15 protein-coding genes and 2 tRNA genes are annotated in these 17,315 nt (G+C 44.7%); 10 read left to right on the top strand and 7 right to left on the bottom strand.

Features of this window, described 5'->3' with window-relative positions:
• From ACP5L5_RS05275 to ACP5L5_RS05265, 3 genes are all read right to left on the bottom strand, one after another.
• Positions 1-207 (bottom strand): hypothetical protein (locus tag ACP5L5_RS05275; RefSeq protein WP_428762144.1); only part of this gene is annotated, 207 nt, incomplete at its 3' end.
• A gap of 6 nt (positions 208-213) precedes the next feature.
• Positions 214-1,383 carry a hypothetical protein gene (locus ACP5L5_RS05270; protein WP_428762142.1) on the bottom strand — a complete coding sequence of 390 codons (1,170 nt, stop codon included), beginning with the start codon at positions 1,381-1,383 and terminating at the stop codon, positions 214-216.
• Positions 1,370-1,747, bottom strand: coding sequence for a hypothetical protein (locus ACP5L5_RS05265; protein WP_428762140.1), 378 nt, complete (start codon positions 1,745-1,747; stop codon positions 1,370-1,372). Before ACP5L5_RS05265 ends, ACP5L5_RS05270 begins: the two co-directional genes overlap by 14 nt.
• Positions 1,748-1,815: 68 nt before the next feature.
• Between ACP5L5_RS05265 and ACP5L5_RS05260 the strand changes: the two genes are divergently transcribed.
• The 4 genes from ACP5L5_RS05260 (at position 1,816) to ACP5L5_RS05245 (ending at position 5,913) form a co-directional block, all read left to right on the top strand.
• On the top strand, positions 1,816-2,637 hold the full coding sequence (locus tag ACP5L5_RS05260; RefSeq protein ID WP_428762138.1) for a hypothetical protein: 822 nt from the start codon (positions 1,816-1,818) through the stop codon (positions 2,635-2,637).
• Complete coding sequence (locus tag ACP5L5_RS05255) at positions 2,637-5,174, top strand: hypothetical protein (protein ID WP_428762137.1); 2,538 nt, start codon at positions 2,637-2,639, stop codon at positions 5,172-5,174. Before ACP5L5_RS05260 ends, ACP5L5_RS05255 begins: the two co-directional genes overlap by 1 nt.
• 179 nt (positions 5,175-5,353) lie before the next feature.
• Positions 5,354-5,521 carry a hypothetical protein gene (locus ACP5L5_RS05250; protein WP_158304786.1) on the top strand — a complete coding sequence of 56 codons (168 nt, stop codon included), beginning with the start codon at positions 5,354-5,356 and terminating at the stop codon, positions 5,519-5,521.
• 293 nt (positions 5,522-5,814) lie between these two features.
• Positions 5,815-5,913: transfer RNA gene (locus ACP5L5_RS05245), tRNA-Ile, on the top strand.
• A 57-nt stretch (positions 5,914-5,970) separates the two neighbouring features.
• Here ACP5L5_RS05245 and ACP5L5_RS05240 read toward each other — a convergent pair.
• Both ACP5L5_RS05240 and ACP5L5_RS05235 read right to left on the bottom strand, forming a co-directional pair.
• Positions 5,971-6,117, bottom strand: coding sequence for a hypothetical protein (locus ACP5L5_RS05240; RefSeq protein WP_428762135.1), 147 nt, complete (start codon positions 6,115-6,117; stop codon positions 5,971-5,973).
• Positions 6,118-6,354: 237 nt separating this feature from the next.
• The gene (locus ACP5L5_RS05235; RefSeq protein ID WP_428762133.1) at positions 6,355-6,675 is read right to left on the bottom strand and encodes a hypothetical protein; all 321 of its coding nucleotides are present in this window, start codon (positions 6,673-6,675) and stop codon (positions 6,355-6,357) included.
• Between the two features lie 282 nt (positions 6,676-6,957).
• Here ACP5L5_RS05235 and ACP5L5_RS05230 point away from each other — a divergent pair, with 282 nt between their 5' ends.
• Both ACP5L5_RS05230 and ACP5L5_RS05225 read left to right on the top strand, forming a co-directional pair.
• Positions 6,958-7,707, top strand: coding sequence for an RAD55 family ATPase (locus ACP5L5_RS05230; protein ID WP_428762132.1), 750 nt, complete (start codon positions 6,958-6,960; stop codon positions 7,705-7,707).
• A gap of 6 nt (positions 7,708-7,713) precedes the next feature.
• Positions 7,714-9,036, top strand: a complete 1,323-nt coding sequence (locus ACP5L5_RS05225) for a M20/M25/M40 family metallo-hydrolase (protein ID WP_428762131.1) — start codon at positions 7,714-7,716, stop codon at positions 9,034-9,036.
• A 45-nt stretch (positions 9,037-9,081) separates the two neighbouring features.
• Here the strand turns inward: ACP5L5_RS05225 and ACP5L5_RS05220 are convergent, their stop codons facing one another.
• Entirely contained in the window at positions 9,082-9,384 is a 303-nt protein-coding gene (locus ACP5L5_RS05220) for an ATPase (protein WP_428762130.1), read from the bottom strand.
• A 440-nt stretch (positions 9,385-9,824) separates the two neighbouring features.
• On the bottom strand, positions 9,825-11,291 hold the full coding sequence (locus ACP5L5_RS05215; protein WP_428762128.1) for a hypothetical protein: 1,467 nt from the start codon (positions 11,289-11,291) through the stop codon (positions 9,825-9,827).
• 338 nt (positions 11,292-11,629) lie between these two features.
• On the opposite strand from ACP5L5_RS05215, the gene ACP5L5_RS05210 reads away from it, so the two are divergent.
• The 4 genes from ACP5L5_RS05210 (at position 11,630) to ACP5L5_RS05195 (ending at position 17,311) form a co-directional block, all read left to right on the top strand.
• A tRNA-Ser gene (locus ACP5L5_RS05210) sits at positions 11,630-11,717 on the top strand.
• A 452-nt stretch (positions 11,718-12,169) separates the two neighbouring features.
• Positions 12,170-14,515 carry a M1 family metallopeptidase gene (locus ACP5L5_RS05205; RefSeq protein ID WP_428762126.1) on the top strand — a complete coding sequence of 782 codons (2,346 nt, stop codon included), beginning with the start codon at positions 12,170-12,172 and terminating at the stop codon, positions 14,513-14,515.
• A gap of 152 nt (positions 14,516-14,667) precedes the next feature.
• Complete coding sequence (locus ACP5L5_RS05200; protein WP_428762125.1) at positions 14,668-16,113, top strand: NCS2 family permease; 1,446 nt, start codon at positions 14,668-14,670, stop codon at positions 16,111-16,113.
• An 88-nt stretch (positions 16,114-16,201) separates the two neighbouring features.
• Positions 16,202-17,311, top strand: a complete 1,110-nt coding sequence (locus tag ACP5L5_RS05195; protein ID WP_428762124.1) for a M42 family metallopeptidase — start codon at positions 16,202-16,204, stop codon at positions 17,309-17,311.
• The last annotated feature ends 4 nt before the right edge of the window (positions 17,312-17,315 follow it).

The raw sequence follows: 17,315 nt of genomic DNA, 5'->3' as shown, positions 1-17,315 counted from the left end.
GTTTGCTGTTGCGGTGAAGCTTGCGGTTACATTACTGTTAAGGTTGCTCGGGCAGTCGTATGTGAAGTATCCTGAGGTCTTTGCGTAGCTCCAACTCCCACTGCTCTGTACGCCGTTCCAGTAGAAGGTGCCTGTGCCACTGAAGCTTAGGCTCCAGTCCTCGAACTGGTACCACTGCTGGCTTGAGCTTGATGAACTGCTGCTCACTGATGATCAAGCACTTATTGAGCCGCTTAGGGATGAGCCGGACTGCACGAAGTACGTGCCAGGGCTTGGATTGGAGCTGGTGGCCCCACTCAATGATGGGCTTGAGCCAACGCTAAGGGTGAAGAGGCAACCATACACGGTATTACTTGGCGGTAAGCTTGAACCTTGTGTGCAGCTTACTGTGAATGTGACTGATCCTCCTGGGTTGGCATTGGTGCTTGTTGGGCTTATTGAGCAGCTGTAGCCGCTTGGGCTGCTTGTTATTGAGGCTGTGAAGTAGACCTTATCACCACTTGGTGCGTTTACTGACCAGTCATAATCGTTACTGCCGCTCTTCGAGCTTGGGCTAATTGAGCCCCAGGCATCATGCCAAGTGACGAGCCATGAAGCGCCCAGTGAATCATTAGTTACAGAGACACTTATTGAGTTTGATCCACTAGGTGGTTGTGTGCTCGTTTCTTGACATGTTACGTTGAATACTTGCTCACTTCCTGCGTTGTAGGTATTGGTTAGGCTACTTGGCGTTATTTGGCATTCATAACCACCTGGGTTTTTGGTTATTGATGCTGTGAAGCTTATTTGGATAGGTACATAGGGTGGGTTGATATACCAGGCGTAAGGCTGACTTTGACTAATTGAGTATGATTGTCCGGCATAGCTCCATGTTACCTGCCAACCGGCGTTATATGGATCATTAACTATGGCACTTATGAGAACTGAGTTGGACTGTGGCAATGCCTGCGATATTAGTGCTATTGAATTTATTGTAGAGACGTTGGCGTTAAATTCCTTGATGATGCCCGGGTAATTCATTGGTGAGACTAGTACGTTTATTGAGGTTGGTTCGTAGCCTAGGTTCAATGCGTATACGTAGTACTGACCCGTATTAAGCATTAGGTTTGGTGCATACCTATGTATTGAACCATTAATATCCCTTACGTATACATACCTTACCTGGGCCTGGTAGTAACCAATGTTGTACATTGGTATGTATAATGTGCCGTTTATGTAGATGGGCTGTGGCAGGTAAATGTATAAGCCAGTGTAGGCGAGTCTCGCGTTGTTCGCTGTTGACACAGTCATGGTTAGGTACGTCAAACCACCAATTAGCACCAGGCCTAGTGCAATGACCAGAATCAGCGTTATGCCCTCGAGAACCAGGTCAGCCAGCGCCATAACCAAGCACCTCATATCCCGTGGCATTGCCCGTGGATTCAACAACAATAACGCAGCCATCGAGAAATATCACGACCTTGCCATCAATACCCGACAGGTCTATTGTGTGGTAGTAGCCAGGGCTTATGGTACTTGGTATTGAGTACTCAATGTGAGCACCATATGGGAAGTACAGCGAGTTATTTACTAGGTATGTAATGCAGGACCTGGATAACTGAATAACCCTCGTATTTATCTTACCAATCATTGATGATGATTGGTAAGTCGTGTAGAGATAATCACTTACTAGGTAAATTACTAGGGATGTCATGATTATTAGTAATGCGAGGACTATAATACCGCCTATTGTGAACCCCCTCGACATATTATTAAATACTTAATCAGGGCATTAAAGCATTACTACTTTTAAAGGGGTATGGTGATTAATTGCTTATGTCGGTTGCTCAGTGGATGGTTACCGTATCCCAAGTACTCAACATACTAATTTCAACGGGTATAATATACATTGGTGTAGCCGCCATGGCAATAATCGGCCTAATAACCATAATCCTCTACCTAATGGGCAGGCCTAATGAGATTTGGGATTTCATTGATGAGGTGATTAATTACCTGGCCATAATTGGAGGTGTCATGTTGGCTATAGCCATCATAAATAAGTTACTCATTGGATCATTAATCATTAATCCAACCAATGTCTATAGGACCATCTATGACTATGCCTGGAATGCCATTAGGTTCAGGGCATGGCTCACTTGGAATACATGCACCTGTCCACTAACGTATGTCTGGTGTGACGTTAGGAGTATACAGACTGAGAACGCCACATTGATCCTTGAATCCACGGAGGATGTCGTGCCCATGATTTACCTGGCCAAGTGGACGCCAGGCTTATCGGCATTCCTAATGGCAATTGGCCTTGGAATGTCCGTATCGAAACTAAGGAACATTGGTTCCCTGCTTATCGCCATAGGTCTTGGACTCTACGTCACTATAATAGGCGGCGCAGCCATAATATCCTCGCAACCATTCTATAGCACCATGGTTAGTGATAAGGACATATCATTCATAGTTAATCCAAGTAATTTTGAGACGACTTGGTGCCAGAACGTTGGCATTAGCGTTAATGGCTTTGGTAATGTACTTAGTGCCTACAATAGGCTTGCCGTATATGTTGCCCAGGCAAATACCATAGTCATAATACTCTATGCAATGCTCTTTGCTGTCATTTATGCCATTAGGTCTGCGTTATCGTGATGCCCATGCTTGGTCTGGCTCTCGTTGTTATGGCCATAGCTGGTTCAATAATGATTAGGGCAATTAATTCCATTGCTAGGGGCAGGGAGTTTAAAATCGACGCTGAAGACCTGGCTTGGTACCTAATAGCCCTGGCCCTTGTCACAAACCTCTTTAATTTAATACCCAGTAATCTTTACTCAATTGGTACGGCATTAATTACGGTAGACAAGCTACTGAATGCATATAATAATCTAGTAAACTCGTTGGGCATTGCTGATGCCGTCTTATCCTTATCAATTAACATTGGTTTACCCATAGCTGAGGCGGCCATATACGTAGCCACGGGGTCAGGGTTAGGTTCGATTATGCTTGTTATAGAGGTTATTGAGCACCTGACTAACTTAGTGATTAATTATGTGGTTCATGTGATTTCCATATTAGTGGTTGTTCTATGGTTCATTAGGTATGCCGTGATCATTGGCGAGGTGCTTGGGCGGTTCATTCCTTACATGGCCTTCTTCCTTGTTATATCCAGGGTTAGGAATGTGGCCATAATACCTACTGTCCTCTACCTAGTCCTGGGTATTGCGCTACCCCTCGGCATAAATACCATGCATTCATTACCAATAATTAGCACCATCAGTGAAGCACAGATCGCGCCAAGTGAGTTGGGCTTTATCAATATTGAGGTGCTTGATGAGTTGGGTAGGCCAGTACCGACTGCCCTGTGTATTAATGGTTATGGATTCCCATACAGTGAGGTTGTTGGTTTGCCTAATGGTGCTGGTGTGGTTGCACTGCCAATGTACATAATGAGGAATCAACCAATACCTTACAGGATTAATTGCCTAATAGCCCTATTCATGAAATTCAGTACAAACTACTTCGTTGTTCCAGGTCTTGGGCTTAATAATGATACTGTGGTTATTAGGTTACCAATGATTGCCGTGCTTAATGATGACTCGTTAGTGGCTTTGTTCAACTACACGTGGAGCGGTGTCGGTAATACTATTATTGACGTAAATAGTGGTTATGCCGTTATTAATGTAACAACGCCGTGCAATGGAAACCTAACAGTAATGGCATATGCCTCGGGGATAGCACTAAGGCTAATTAATTCTACAGAAAGTAATTGCTCAATAACATACTCAATAATGCAGGGTGCGCCAATTAACATGGTTTCGCAGTCCTGGATTAATAACGTCATTACGAACCATGAACTCTTCTGTCAGGACCTTGAACAAGTACTCAACCCATCAATTGTGCATCAGGGAATCACTGCACCACCACAGGTTATTAATGCAATTCTCGGTATGGTGAATGAATCATGCAAAGGCCCAGGTAATTACACAGTTGTAATTAATGGGTTGAGGAGCGATAGGCTTACCGCCTCGCTCAGATGCCATGGCACTTGCGGTAATGTCAGTATTATCGCCCTAGTGATCGGTGTTAAGCCGTATGAGTTTAATTACTACGCATTGTGGAGTGGTTCCTACATTACCTGGTTCAATGATTCCCTAATGATCATAAGGAATGCCTACCTAAACCCGCTTAACCTAGGCATATTGATTAATTTATTCGTAGGCATTACCTACTATTCAGCCCTACTCCTCGGTATTATTGGCTTAGTAACTGTAATCCCAAGGATTAGGTATTGGTCCAGGATCATGAGTGTGGTTAGGATCAAGCTTGGCATTCCTTATGAGGACATTATCGCAGTCACGAGCCCATTAATATCAATGGTGGTTAGAAGCCGTAGGGTTAACAATGAAGGTATTACTAGGAGGTACGCACACTTAAGGTGGGTCTACGAAATCGCTAGGCATAGCCATACGAGCCATTTACTCAGGGTTGGGTATTGGGTGGTTAGGGACTTACCAAAGGTATCCGCAGCACCTCATGTCCTATTACCAACGCTCTATGGCGTATCACTGGCCAGAGATTACCTAGTGAGAAGAGCATTATTGATTGAACGTGAGACCCTAAGAAACGCGTTAAGAGCTGTAGTGGGTGTTGCCTTATCGCCAAACCTAGTCCTTAGACCCTACTCATTGTTGAATCCCATGCTTCGTTATGGAATTAATGAATTAACTAGGTACATGATCATTAAGACTAGTACTGCGTCAAGAGTTTATGGGGCTTTAAAGAGTTATTTACGTCCAAGCATTGCCCTTTACATAGCACTTAGGTCAGCCACTAAGGGTATTGATGAGAGTGTCATTAATGCCGTAAGTGAGGTCTGGCAATCAATGGATAAGCCACTGGACACACTAAGAACCATCAGCACTAGGTTGGGTATACTCCGGGTTATCGATAGGGATTTAACCACGTTAATAGTTAGTGAAGCATTGAGGGAATTATTGGTTAGGCATGGTTCCCTGGTTGACGCTAGGGTTTTGATTAACAATGCCGTTGTCAAGCTTGAGGATGTGGCTAAGGTTGATGATTATGCTGATGTTGTTATCAGGGTTAATAATGGTGATGTTACTGTGAAGGCTTGGATAGTTAAGGAATTCCTCAGAATTATTAACTCAATAAGGGACTCAGGGCATTAAAATCAGGGCAGGTCAGTCTCCTCACTAATCAGTACTGCAATGAATCATCACTATTGAATTAACTGCATTAAGGACTCAAAAACACTACTATTCATTTAAAATAACAGATTCATTAAAAATCTCTTTTCAGGAATAGTGTGATTAAGCCTATAACCCATAATTACTCCTCATGTTCAATTATGAATACATCAAAGACAATAGATGAAGCCCTAGTAATAATTGGTAGGGCGAGGATGGGTAAAATACCCTGCAACGAAGCCCTTGATAGGCTGTGGGAAGTACTCGTCAACCTAGACTTCGAACTAAAAACAAGAAACCCCATCAGACACTGCGCACTATATAACTAATCATTGATTAACGCGGCTAATGAACCAGAGAAATATCGCCAATATGGAGTGGCATCACGTAGTAATGCCTATAAACCGTACTTAAGGCCCCGCCTTTTAAGGCAGGGATATATAGTCTTCTAATATTGTTTGTGGGATCGAATATTCAAAAAGCTATATGAAACGACGAATTATGCAAATAAAAAGATCGACATAAAATCCAAACATATTGTTGAAGCATTGGTATACGCAGCCCCATAAACCCAATCCCAGGCGAAAAACTAAAAAACTGTGAAGTAGGAGCTTATCTCGGAGGGCCCGTAGCTTAGCCAGGTAGAGCGCCCTGGGGCGTGTTGCCCCGCGTATGGCTCATAACCGGGAGGTCCCGGGTTCGAATCCCGGCGGGCCCACCAGTTATGATTTTTGTGCTTTGTTTTGAGCCCGTGGGCTTTTGGCGGAGTCTCTACAACTCAGTTTTTCATTACCTTAGCTATTCTCCATGCTCTTTCGATGCTGTCCTCACTCACTGTCTCCTCGTGCAACCTCATAAGTACTTCGCATACCTTAATGATAAGCTCTGGATGTCTCGTAATTTCATCTTGGCTTATGTAGATCACGAATTGGCTATCTCGCTTACTTAAATTAGCGTTGTAGCCTGCGATTCGAAGCGTCTCCTAAATATTCCTGGCATTCTCGAAGTTCTTACGCCTGACCATGAGTTTCACATTGCCGTTTCGCCTCACGTTAATACACATCCTCATGCCATTCACGGCATCAACCGAAGAGTCACCTCTCGGCTTGATCTCTACGTTTATCAGCGTTATTAGGTGCCTTAATTTCCTAGCATCTGATAGTTAATTCAAATAATCAATCAAGGCCCTAATTATCGAATCGCCGAGCCACCTCTTGTCTATGTCGACAGCCTTTGCAGTCTTTAAATCATGCTCCTTAAAGTCATGCCTCATTATTCTATTGATAATCTCGCTCCGTAGCTCATATTTCTCACTACCAATGTTGAGCTCAATCACCCTTCTCTCAGCATCAATGTTACCATCGCCTAAAACCGCGTAATAAGTAAGGCCGGTGGAATCAATTAAGCCCATTGGGATACCCATATACGGAAACGCCGAGACAGACTCCGGGAGTGGTTGATGGAGCATGCCAAGCACCAACACTAGGCCCACACCCAACATGGGTAAAGCCAAGTGTACCCAACTTAGATTTTAGACGCTAAGTGGGGTTTGTGCATACAACCTAGGCAATGCCTCATATGTGAAGAAATTAGTGGTTATTGAGAAAGAATTCATTGATTAAGCCCTAGACTTAATATACGTCTTCAGGATCTCAATCAATTTCTCAATATCCTCAACTGTATTGTAACCATGTGAAGAAAACCTGACGGTGTCAAGTCTAGGTAATGCTTAATTATTTTGTTCTGGCTTAATCCATGATCAATTATGGATTTTCTTAGGTGCCAGGTTTTAGAGGATTTATTACCCACGGGTTTTCCCTTTGGTTACATCGTCCTCATCCGTGGAGACCTGGGTATGGGTAAGACACTCCTCGTTAAGTTGCTCGCTAAGAGCGTCCTTAGTAATTATCCACTTGTTTATGTTTCCTTTGATGATAATCCGGAGGCCGTGGTTAACGACCTAAAGGACTTCAGTAATAGGCTCTTCGTAATTGATGGATTCTCACTGGGTGATCAACGCAGGGTTAAGACCCCTAACGTCATTGATGCAATTACTGAGTTGGATCCTGGACAGTTAATTAGTAAGGTTAGCCAGGCCGTTTATTCAAGGGGTGCCCGTGGCTTAATAATTGACTCAATTAATGACCTACTCATTAATATTGACCCAAGGGGCTTAATTGCAATGCTTAAGCAGTTGAAATCAACATCAAGACTCTATAACATGATAACATTCATAGTGGCTCACGTGACCACGGAGGACATTGATAATTTACTCAATAGTATTGAGTACGTCTTCGATGGGGTGATAGAGATGGAGTTCGATGAGAACATGGCGAACCTAGGCATACCGGTCAGGAGGATGAGGGTTAAGAGGATGAAGGGTGTCTCACACTCAATGAATTGGTATTACTTCACTACGGCTAAGGGCACGATAGTCCCCGTGGACATTAACGAGATAAAGAACATGCTAAAGAACACCCTTGAAAGCCTTGGGGTTCAGGTGCAGGGTGGTTAGTGAACCATGGACCTATTCAAAATACTTGAAATACTTATTGAGTTTAACACTGTTAATGATCCTGATAATGGTAAGACACCAGATCCTGATGTTATTGATTTCGTGGAGGGTATATTAAATGGGCTTGGCGTAAAGACCAAGGTATTGGTTAGTCATGGTTATAGGAGCATAGTTGGCATTGTTGGTTCTGGTGAACCACGCGTATTACTTCTGGCCCACCTTGACGTTGTTCCGTTTATACGTAATGATTGGAAGTACGACCCACTTAAGTTAACTATTGAGGGTGACTTAGCTTATGGTCGTGGTACACTTGATGATAAGGGTAATGTGGCTGCAGTGCTTAAGGCGCTCGAGGATTTAGTGAGTATTGATAGGGGCACGTTCATTGTCGCGTTCACTACCGATGAGGAGATTGGCGGCGAGAACGGGGCTAGGGTTGTGAGGGATTACCTGCTTAATAATGAGCTTAGGCCTAATTACGTGATTAATGCTGATGGTCACTCAATGGTCATTATAAATAGGAGGAGGGCGATATTCAATGCCAGGGTTAGATCCAGGGTTGAGAAGACCGTGATTAATGGGCGTAGGGAGACCGTGAGGTTTCAACTGGATTATAAAGTCACTTCTCCATACCATGCGGCGTACTTCATCAGTGGTGTTGATACGCACCCAGTCATAGCCCTGTCCCAATATGTATGGTTTAATAACGTATACGTGGCCAGCTTGAGGGGTGGTTTTGTTAAGAGTAATGTCACGCCAAGCTGGGTTGAGACCGACATAGTCGTACCATGCAGTGGCTGCCCGCAGCAAGAGGTTGATGATGGGCTCACTAGACTTGTTAGGGCCCTACTGCCGTTGACAAGGTTCGTGCCCAGGGTCAAGGCCCAGAGTATCTATGGAGTTACGGCAACACCCAATGTGTATAGGGTTGTTGGTGATCATCACGAATTCATGATTAACATTAGGGCTATGAACGACGATGCTAAGGCCATTGAGGAGGCTATGATTGACGCATTGATGGAGGATTTCCAGGGAATCGAGGTTAAGGTTGAAAGTGAGGGCGGTGGGGGTTACCTATACACTCCGCGTGACTCAAGACTCGTTAAAACAGCCAGCGAGGTTCTTAGTGAGCTTGGTCTTGAGGCTAGGGTTATGGAGATGGCTGGTGCGAGCGATGCCAGGTATTTCTCACCACTTGGTATTGAGACTATAGACTTCGGTCCAGTGGGTGGTAATGAGCATGGTCCTAATGAATACGTGAGTATAAAGTCCCTGGAGATCACGAGTAGATTCTACTCATTGTTAGTTAGGCGATTGATTTCTTCGTGATTAAAAAGCGGTTATTTTTGACGCTAATTATTCTTAGGACCTGGATTAGTACAATATGAAGAGGACCACTAGGCCATAAATCGCAATTGCCTCTGCCAGGGCAACGAATACTAGGTAGAGCGCGAACAACTCCCTCCTCTCAACCAAGGCACTTACTGATGCAGCACCAGCAATACCGATGCCAATGCCGGCACCGAGAGCCGCAAGCCCAAAACCAATACCAGCTGCCAAAGCCCTAGCAGCCTCAACCTGTGCCTGGTCACTAGCCTGCGCATGAGCTATTAAAGCCACTAGACTTAGTGCCAACGCCATTAAAACCAAGGCCCTTACCAACTTCGCCCTTACCATCACGTAATCAACCATAATACATTTTTAAAATTTTATTCCAGGAAGGAACCACGTCAATACTAAGAATAGGCAGACCGTCTTCGCAATCGACTTAGGCAGGCCTAGTCCTATTACTGGAAGAATAGGATTAACTTAGCCTCACAGGACTTGACATAGGTGACGGTAGAGACCAAACGTTAAGGTTCGTCTAAATAAGGCGGTCAATACGACCCATTGACTAGCCCACATAAAACCAACGATTCAAGAAGCAAAAAGCAATAACGCAAAAATGATGAAGAGGTCAAGAGCAATAACCATGAACTGAGAACACCGAGATAACTAAGTCAGGAAGCATTAGGCTACAGTATTGACAAAGGGACCTAGTTATCCCCAAACTAGACTTCGTTAAACATAAGTTTGATCCTACATGAATGCCCTACATCGTTTTAAGCCTATGGCCCTTAGGCATGATCCCTACAGCCTAGCCTCTCCACCACCTTAGCCATACTCTGAGCCCTCCCTGTGCTTCTCTCACTCAATCCCTCCTCATACAATCTCCTCAGCACCCCACATACCTTGACGGCAAGCTCTGGATGTCTCTCGACCTCGCCCATGTTTATGCGAACCACAAAGACCTCACCATACTTCCTCAACCTGGCATCATAACCCGCCCCTCGTAACTTCTCCCAAATTTTCCTCGCATCCTCGTAGTTCCTACGCACAACCCTAAGCTGAATAGTACCACTACTGTGCACATTAATACTCATCCAAACACCATCAACCACCTCAACCATTGAACGACCCAAAGACCTAACCTCCATATCGGCCAACCCAATCAATCGCTTAAGCTTCTCAGCATCAGGCAACTCACTTAGGTCCTCTATCATAGACCTAATCACCGGGTCACACAGCATTTTACGAGCAACGGCAACAGCCTTCGACTCCCAAACCCTATATGCCTTCCTACGCTTACCATCATCCTCCCTAAATCCATAATCCACCAACCTCTCAATGACATCACCCCACAACCCACGCTTCGACTCACCCATAGTAAGCCTAATCATCCTCTTCCTAACATCTATATCACCATCACACAATACCGCAAGGAGCAGGAAGCCCATGAAATCCCCATCATTAAGCTCTAAGACCCGCTCAGCAACCTCAGCCCTTCCCTTAAACATACCTTTATAATCAACAGCCCTTAGACGCCAAGTAATTCCTACATCATCCTCATTGAGACTTAAACCTATTATGCTTGCATAGACCTTACCTGGAAACACAAGTGTGAAGGTGACGGCTTGCCAAAGTTGATTTGTGCTCATTATTGGATAACTACCCTCATGGATAGAACCATCTGTTAGTAATAAGCCGTATTGCATAGCCCTTAGCTTTTCATCATCAAGAAGCTTCGGCGTTATAATATGAGTACCCTTAAATCCCGTTAGCGACATGTGTATCGTTGCTCCCTTAGCCCCAGCCACCCTCTCTATCTCAATTGCTAAATGTGTCGTATATAAATGCACCATAAATGACTTATTGCTGTTGAATGGCTCTCCAGTTATGATTATTGATATCTCATTACTTCTTAACTTCCTAATTAACTCCTCCAGCTCCAGCCTGTGTATTTCCAACCACCTCTCCCTAGCTTGACTCAGTAACTCGATCATTGTCCTACCGACATTATGCCCTGTCAGCTCAAGTTCCATAATTATTTCATCACTCTTAGCAATCACGATTGCCTTAGACGACCAATTACTTACGGCATTGATAGCAAAATCAAATGGCGTAGTCCCACTGCTTAATAATACGTTTTTATGCTTCTCGATTCGATTTAGGAACTCATTGATTAGCTTCATCACCTCACTAACTATCTCCGGGTTATCAACAGTCTCACCACACTCTAATCGCTTCTTACCCCTAACCTTCACACCCAGCAAATCCTCAAACCATTAAGAGCCATGAAACATCCATAGAACTAACCTCAACAGGACTAATAAGTCACTAACGAGCATAATTATAAATCAATGCAAGTAAACAATTAAAAGAATAGTACCGTATAAGCACATGAAAACTATAAACCTTCTTTCTCTTTCTTATTCTTACTTAGAATGAGAATATCGTCCGTAAATGAGTTGCAGTATCTCCATTAAGGATCTATTTAAAGTTAAAATTAATTTTAATAATAATGCAAGGTCCCTCGCTCTTACTAATTGGCACCGTAACTCGCAGGAAAAGACTTTTAAATCAAAAACATGGTAAACAAAACGCCGGGGTGGCCGAGCACGGTTAAGGCGCGGGCCTGCTAAGTCCGTCCCCGCAAGGGGGCCCGGGTTCAAATCCCGGCCCCGGCACCAGGTTCTTTTTTCTCTTTTTGGCATTTCTGTACAGGTCTGCTTCAAGGAATTTCAATGCGGGCTTGGTCTCGTACCTGGTCTCTAGAATGCGTTCTCTTCTATATTCCTCAGTATTTAACCACGGTTTACTCAGTTTCAACTGCTGTGGATCCATAACATCTTACTCAATGAGGGGAATTTGTAGCGTTCGTCTTGGCTTGATATTTAAATGCCGTATAATGCTATCATGGGCGCCTTACCAACGTGAAAATCTAAGAATTACGTGAGAGCCTCTATGTTGGATAAATAATTTACTAAATAACATAATACTATGAATATTATTTGTAGATAGTAAGGCAGAGGCGCTTTCGGAGGCGTTGGTATTAACGATGGTTAATAGGCCCTGGGGATTTTTCTTCGTATTTAGACCTGGCTTGCGTTATATTTAATAATGTGTATACCTTATGTGTTGTGTGTCGCTTAACGTCAATATAGAGTTGTACGTGATTGATTTAAGGTTTAGGTTTGGGGATTTGTTGTATGAGGGTGTTGTGGATGTTCATGTTAATTCCGTGGGCGACTTAATGCTTAATGCTGTTGATCTTAGGATTAAGTCTGTTGAGGTTGGTGGTAGGCCTGTTGATTATTCCTATGATGGGAAGGTGTTGAGGGTTCGGGGACCGGTTAGTGGTGTTGTTAGGGTTTTGTTTGAGGGTAGGGTTAGCGATAGGTTGTTGGGTATTTATAGGGCTCCGTATGGGGGTGGTTATGTAATAACTACGCAGTTTGAGCCTACGGGTGCCAGGTACTTCATACCATGTATTGATAATCCCGCTGTCAAGGCTAGGTTTAGGTTTAGGGTCTCGGTTGATGGTGATTATGACGTGATCTTCAATACACCGCCTCTTAGGGTTTATTGGGATGGTTCCTGGAAGGTATTTGAGTTTGCTGAGACTCCTAGGATGTCTACGTACCTGCTTTACCTCGGTATTGGTAGGTTCTTTGAGTCTAGGGATAGAATTGGCAATATTGATGTGGTTTTCGCCACGCCGTTTAGGGATAGGGTTGAGGATGGTCGTTTCGCCATTGACGTGGCTAAGGGCGTGCTCGATTTCTACAGTAACTACTTCGGCATCCCATACCCACTACCCAAGCTTCATCTGATTCATGTGCCTGAGTTTGCGGCTGGTGCGATGGAGAATTGGGGTGCGATAACGTTTAGGGAGACCGCACTGCTCGTGGGTAAGGGAAGTACTGAGTTGACTAGGAGGCGTGTGGCTGAGGTTGTGGCTCACGAGATTGCCCATCAGTGGTTTGGTAATTTGGTGACTATGCGTTGGTGGGATGACCTATGGCTTAATGAGTCCTTCGCCACATTCATGAGCTACAAGGCCATGGATAGGTTATTCCCTGATTGGGGTGTTTGGTATAGGTTCCTCGCTGATGAGACCACAGGCTCTATGCTCAGGGATTCCCTAGTAAGTACCCACCCTGTCCATGTACCTATCAGTAATGAGGAGGAGGCCTTCGAGATATTTGATGACATTAGCTATGGTAAGGGTGCATCGCTGCTTAGGATGCTTGAGAATTACGTTGGCGAGGAGGACTTCAGGAAGGGCCTTAGTAACTACCTTAGGAAGTACTCCTACTCAAACGCCACCGAGGATGACCTATGGAGTAGTATTGAGGAGGTCAGCGGCAAGCCCGTTACTAGGGTCATGAAGGCCTGGGTCGATAAGCCTGGCCATCCGGTCATAACAATTGAGGATAGTGGTAAGGAGGTCACGCTCAGGCAATCTAGGTTCGTGCTTGGTGGCAATATGGCCGATACCTGGCCAATACCGATTGTCTATAGGCTTAATGGCGTTGTCAATACAATACTCATGGAGCGCGACTCATTAATGCTCAGTGCTTCATCGGCATCCCTGTTCCTTAACGTCAACGGTAGCGGTTATTACAGGGTTAAGTACGGTGATTGGCCTAGGGCTTTAAGCAACGCATCCAATCACTTTGAGAGGTGGAGCGTAATAAATGATGCATATGCCCACCTGCTTCAGGGCTCGATTAGGCTGGACGAGTATTTGGGCCTGGTTAAGTCATTAAGTGACGTAGTTAATTACCTACTGACGACGACCATAATCTCCCAATTGGGTACGTTATACTCAATAAAGCCATCAGCAGTCAAGGAGGTATTTACTGAGTATCTTAGGGTGCAGGGTAGTTTGCTTGAGGGTGTTTCTGGTATGGATGATGTTAGGGAGTTGGTGCTTTCTCGCCGTGCACTGATCGACGAGGATTACGCAAGGTCTATAGTGGGTTTGATTAAGGATTACCAAGGCTTAAACCCTGTCATGAGACAGGCGGTTGTTAATGCATATGCCGTGGTTGGTGAAAGGCCATTTGAGACCCTTAGGGAGCTTTACAGATCATTAACAACTGATGAGGATAGGACTAAGGTCCTGACCGCAATGTTGAGTATCACTGATAGAAGTGAGTATCAGAAATCCCTTGACTTCCTAGTGTCTAGTGAGGTTAAGAGACAGGATCTCCAATTCTTCACAGTTGGCTCTAGGAACCCGTATGTACGTGACCTGAACCTGAGGTGGCTAATGAGTAATTACAAGCGTTTCATAGAGGCCTATGGAGACCCTGGTGTGTTGTCTAGGGTATTTACGTACTCAGTGCCGCTTATAGGTATTGGTCAGGAGGATGAGGTGGAGAGGTTCTTAATGGGGTTGAACATACCAGGTATCGAGATGGGTGTCAAGGCAGGTCTTGAGCTTATGAGGGTATACTCGCGCCTATTTCGTAATATCTAAACTGTGAGATAATAGATTAGGTATTGTCGAAATACAATCATGTTAATCCTTATCGTTTTATTATTTAATAAATTCTTTAAATGATTACCCATAATATAATGCTGCGCGTTAAAAGTAATGTTTAAAAGGAAGTGATAATAATAGCACTTAGTATGTCATTGATCAGTCGATTAACACCACCAACCGTCACCATGGTTAACCCTAGGAGGGAGGTATTGGCTGGTGTAACCACGTTCTTAACAATGGCATACATATTATTCGTAAACCCCACAATAGTTGGTGGCGGCTTTGAGCTCGCCTTAATGCATGCGTTGGGTACGAATACTTTAAGTGCTCAGTACCAGGCGTTGGTCTATACGATTAAGTTAGGTATTGCTGCTGGAACGGCTATTGCGGCTGCCTTTGGTACGTTATTCATGGCATTCTTTGCCAGGTTACCATTTGCAATGGCGCCAGGTATGGGTGAGAATTCCTTCATAGCTTTCTCGGTAATCCCTGCCTTCACGACGGTGCTAATTAACATGGGTATTGCCGGTCCTGAGGCCGCTAAAATAGCCCTCATGACCGCAATAACGGCGGTATTCATTGATGGCCTAATATTCCTATTCACGGCATGGTCAGGAATTAGGGAGAGAATCCTTAAGTCAATCTCGTCTAACCTAGCCATAGGCATCAGCGTTGGGATTGGCTTGTTCATAACGTTCATAGGGCTTTCACTCGGAGGCTTTGTGCTACCCGGCAGTGGCACGCCGGTTACCTTTAATACGAAGGCCTTTGTAACCCCAACCTCAATACTCGCATTCATAGGGCTTATACTCGCGATATTCCTGTACATAAGGAATGTGCCTGGCGCATTTCTGATAACTATTATCACGATAACGCTAATAAGCCTCGGAGTAGGCATTGTTAAGCCACCATCAACCTTAGTTCAACCACCATTATTCTCCACATCGTTAATACCGAACTTCCCCGATAACATCATGTGGTGGATCAGATTAGTGAGTCTGGCATTCCCTGTTGCATTTTCGTTGTGGATGATTGAGTTCTTTGACGGTATTGGCACAATCGTTGGTTTGTCCAATAGGGCGGGGCTTGTGGATAAGAGCGGTAGGCCCGTTAACATAGAGAAGGCGTTGTACACGGATGCCGCAGGTACAATTGTTGGTGCGTTGGCTGGAACCACGACCACGGTTATCTACGTTGAGTCTGCCGCTGGAATTGAGAGCGGTGGAAGGACTGGGCTAACGTCATTAGTGACTGGTTTATTGTTCCTGGCATTCCTGCCCTTAGGGCCGGTAGTGGTTATGGTACCCGACTGCGCAACAGCACCTGTACTGATATTGGTGGGTCTAATGTTTGTGTCATTAATACCTAGGCTCAACTTCAGCGATTTGACCGAGGCCATACCTGCCTTCGTAGCCATGATAAGCATACCGCTCACCTACAGTATAGCTACTGGTATCGGCCTCGCCTTCATAACGTACACGCTCATAAAGCTTGTCACCGGTAGGTTCCGTGAAATCTCAATAACAACGTTAATAATAACGTTAGTGTTTGTTCTGTATTTCACGGCCATGGTTCCCGCACTTCACTCGTAATAGCATAATGACCATGCATCGTACTCAAATAGCACTAGACCATAGTAGGGTTATCCTTTAAATAAATGTGCTAGGTCTATGTTCATTGATGGGGTCACAAGAATTCATAGACTTACTCAAAAGGTTGAGTGAGGCATTCGGGCCATCAGGCTTTGAGGATGAGGTTAGGGACCTGGTCATTAAGGAGTTGGGGTCTTATGTCGATGATTTAATAGTTGATAAGTGGGGTAATGTAATTGGTGTTCGATACGGCAGGAGAAGGGACCTAAAGGCCATGGTTGCCGCCCACATCGATGAAATTGGCCTATTGATTGATAATATCGATAAGAATGGTTTCCTGAGATTTAGGGCCATTGGTGGTTGGAATGAGGTGACCTTAGTTAGTCAGAGGGTTGTTATTAAGACCGTTGATGGTAGGAAGATTAAGGGTGTAATCGGTAGTAGGCCACCTCACGTTACACCACCTGGTAAGGAGAGAGAAGCCCCTGAGCTTAAGGACTTATTCATAGACATTGGGGCATCAAGTGATGAGGAGGTTAGGAAGTTGGGTGTTAGGGTTGGTTCTGTGGCTGTCCTGGATAGAGAGTTTGAGGTTCTTAATGGGGATGTGGTCACGGGCAAGGCATTTGATGATAGGGTCGGCTTAGCGGTGATGCTTTGGGCTGCCAGACAGTTGAGGGATAGTGAGGCTACTATCTACTTCGTGGCTACGGTGCAGGAGGAAGTTGGTCTTCGTGGAGCTCAGGTTGCAGCTGATAGAGTTTATCCGGACTTTGCGATTGCTCTGGATACCACGATTGCGGCTGATGTGCCTGGCGTCACTGAGCGTGAGTTCGTGACTAGGATCGGTAAGGGACCCGCTATTAAGGTTATGGATGGCAGTAGAGGCAGCGTCTTCATTGCCCACCCAACACTGACCAATTTCTTAATATCGGTTGCTGAGGAGCTGAAGATACCATACCAATTAGAGGTGTTGATTGGTGGTACAACAGATGCATTGGGAATTGCCTTTAGGAGGGATGGCATACCGGCAACTACAATATCAATACCCACCAGGTATGTTCATAGCCCTGTGGAATTATTGAGTATCGATGATGCAATTAACGCGGCTAAACTACTCAGTGAAGTATTATCGAGAGCTGATGAGAAGTTTGTTCAAAGCCTTAGGGAGAAGACTATTAAGGTTGTACCTAGGTGAATTG

Source organism: Vulcanisaeta sp. (assembly GCF_049966235.1).
In the GTDB taxonomy this organism is placed as follows: domain Archaea; phylum Thermoproteota; class Thermoprotei; order Thermoproteales; family Thermocladiaceae; genus Vulcanisaeta; species Vulcanisaeta moutnovskia.
Note: the sequence above shows the minus strand (reverse complement) of the source record. Positions and strands in the feature narration are given on the sequence as shown.

What these genes read in the sequence shown, in the direction of transcription:
- ACP5L5_RS05260 (WP_428762138.1), top strand. Translation starts at nt 1,816, where the DNA reads ATGTCGGTTGCTCAGTGGATGGTTACCGTATCCCAAGTACTCAACATA.
- ACP5L5_RS05200 (WP_428762125.1), top strand. Translation starts at nt 14,668, where the DNA reads ATGTCATTGATCAGTCGATTAACACCACCAACCGTCACCATGGTTAAC.
- ACP5L5_RS05220 (WP_428762130.1), bottom strand. Translation starts at nt 9,384, where the DNA reads ATGGTAAGGGCGAAGTTGGTAAGGGCCTTGGTTTTAATGGCGTTGGCA.
- ACP5L5_RS05230 (WP_428762132.1), top strand. Translation starts at nt 6,958, where the DNA reads ATGGATTTTCTTAGGTGCCAGGTTTTAGAGGATTTATTACCCACGGGT.
- ACP5L5_RS05265 (WP_428762140.1), bottom strand. Translation starts at nt 1,747, where the DNA reads ATGTCGAGGGGGTTCACAATAGGCGGTATTATAGTCCTCGCATTACTA.
- ACP5L5_RS05255 (WP_428762137.1), top strand. Translation starts at nt 2,637, where the DNA reads ATGCCCATGCTTGGTCTGGCTCTCGTTGTTATGGCCATAGCTGGTTCA.
- ACP5L5_RS05270 (WP_428762142.1), bottom strand. Translation starts at nt 1,383, where the DNA reads ATGGCGCTGGCTGACCTGGTTCTCGAGGGCATAACGCTGATTCTGGTC.
- ACP5L5_RS05225 (WP_428762131.1), top strand. Translation starts at nt 7,714, where the DNA reads ATGGACCTATTCAAAATACTTGAAATACTTATTGAGTTTAACACTGTT.
- ACP5L5_RS05195 (WP_428762124.1), top strand. Translation starts at nt 16,202, where the DNA reads ATGGGGTCACAAGAATTCATAGACTTACTCAAAAGGTTGAGTGAGGCA.
- ACP5L5_RS05250 (WP_158304786.1), top strand. Translation starts at nt 5,354, where the DNA reads ATGAATACATCAAAGACAATAGATGAAGCCCTAGTAATAATTGGTAGG.